Here is a 2,025-nt window from a genome sequence, read left to right as displayed (position 1 = left end):
TGGTACCTGCATCTAAAAAATTATTGGCCGATTTTACCATTGTGCCTGGACAAAATAATACAGGTAAGCTGGATATTGAATTTCAAAACGAAAAAGGAGATGCAGCCATCAGGCTCACACTTGATTCGGCAGGGAGATTGTTTACCAAAGCAGGCTATCGCGATAAAAATCTGATCAAATATGAGGCTGGAAAAGCCTATCACATCATCCTGAAATTGAATACAGATACACGCTTTTATACCATGAATATCAACGGAAAAGATATGTCGCCATCGCTGTTTTTTGCGCCGGTATTAAGAGTAAGTCGTGTGGTTTTCAGGACCGGAGATGTAAGACGTTTTCCCAATGCAGATACACCTACCGATCAGGATTATGATTTGCCTAAGGCCGGTGAAGCTGCTAAACCTGCTGTGTTCTATATCAAATCATTTAAAACAAGTAATTATTAAAGGATGAAGGGGATAAAAATAATTGTTTGTTTGATCATTACATGCCATTGTTCTACCACCAGCATGGCCCAGGTAGTATTGCCTAAAATACTGGGTAACGGTATGGTGCTACAGCGCAATCAACCTGTACCTATTTGGGGAACGGCAAAACCGGGCGAAAAAATAACCGTAAAATTTAACAAGCAAAGTAAAACTGGAGTAACTGATGCATCAGGCAAGTGGATGGTGATACTTAACGCGATGCAAGCTTCGGTAAATCCCGCCACTTTAACCATAATAGGTTCAAATACGGTTGAACTTCATGATATTTTAGTGGGTGAAGTTTGGCTGTGCTCCGGTCAGTCAAATATGCAGTATGAGATGCGTAAGAACAGTAAAGTAAAAAAGCCGGATACCAGTACAGTTAATTCGCCGGTTGATGAACTGCAACGAGCGCATAATCCAAATATCCGGATATTTTTAGCTACTCAGAAAAACCTGCAAAAAACAGATTCTACTCATTCGGACTGGAGCGTAGCTGAAGATTCAGCCTTGCGTGCATTTTCAGCAGCTGGATATTTTTTCGCTAAAAATTTAAATCATGATCTTAACGTACCTGTAGGTATCATTTCCTCGGCGGTAAGCGGCAGCAGGATTGAACCCTGGGTATCGCCTGACGCATTTGAAGCTATACCTTACTTTAAAACTAATGATATCAAAGTAGAGGGTGATCCCGGGAAGTTTTATAGTAAAATGATCGAACCGCTGGCTCCTTTTGCACTTAAAGGGTTTTTATGGTATCAGGGCGAAAGCAATTGCTTTTTAGGCGAAACCATTACCTATACCTACAAAATGGAAGCGCTGATCAATAGCTGGCGCAAATTGTGGAGTAATAAAAACCTGCCTTTTTACTATGTGCAAATTGCACCGTACTATTATACACAAGGCAAAGGGCCGGTTACATACACCGAATTTACAGAACCTGAATTACGTGAGGCTCAAGCAATGGCACTGCAAATTCCGCACACAGATATGATTGTTACAACGGACTTAAACGATGATCTGAAAAATATTCACCCTCCCTTTAAATGGGAGATAGGTAGACGATTGGAATTACAGGCATTAACTAATACATATGGCCAAAAACAGGTAATAAGCTCCGGGCCTATGTATAAAGGCATGAAAACCAATGCTAACAGAATCATTCTTGAATTTAAGAGCATTGGGGATGGTCTGGTAAGTCATGATGGAAAGCCGTTGAGCGATTTTACGATAGCTGGCGCTGATGGAAAATTCGTACCCGCTAATGCAACAATCGTTGGTAATCATATAGAGGTTTCCGCGCCTTCAGTAAATGCGCCGGTAGCCGCTCGCTTTGCCTGGTCAGAATCTGCTCAGCCCAATTTTTATAACCGTAACGGATTACCCGCTGTGCCTTTTCGCACTGATAATCCATTGAAATTTACTTTAACCGCTAACTGAAATCATGAAACCTGCCTTTTTTAAAATATGTTTAACTGTTCTGCTTTTATCAAGCGTAAGGATAGCACGCGCTCAGGAAACGCAAAAAATGTTTCTTTCAGGTACAGGCAGTGAC

At 41.2% G+C, this 2,025-nt stretch carries 1 protein-coding gene and 1 pseudogene; both read left to right on the top strand.

Going from position 1 to position 2,025, the window contains the following annotated elements; genetic code table 11:
* Nucleotides 1-449, top strand: a pseudogene (locus AAGC65_RS17700) (six-hairpin glycosidase); the annotation flags it as partial.
* Nucleotides 450-452: 3 nt separating this feature from the next.
* Complete coding sequence (locus AAGC65_RS17695) at nucleotides 453-1,910, top strand: sialate O-acetylesterase (RefSeq protein WP_343113793.1); 1,458 nt, start codon at nucleotides 453-455, stop codon at nucleotides 1,908-1,910.
* Nucleotides 1,911-2,025: the final 115 nt, after the last annotated feature.

Source organism: Mucilaginibacter sp. (assembly GCF_039207105.1).
Taxonomy (GTDB): Bacteria; Bacteroidota; Bacteroidia; order Sphingobacteriales; family Sphingobacteriaceae; genus Mucilaginibacter.
Note: the sequence above shows the minus strand (reverse complement) of the source record. Positions and strands in the feature narration are given on the sequence as shown.

Excerpts from the sequence above, each read along its gene's own strand:
- AAGC65_RS17695 (WP_343113793.1), top strand. The coding sequence starts at position 453 with ATGAAGGGGATAAAAATAATTGTTTGTTTGATCATTACATGCCATTGT.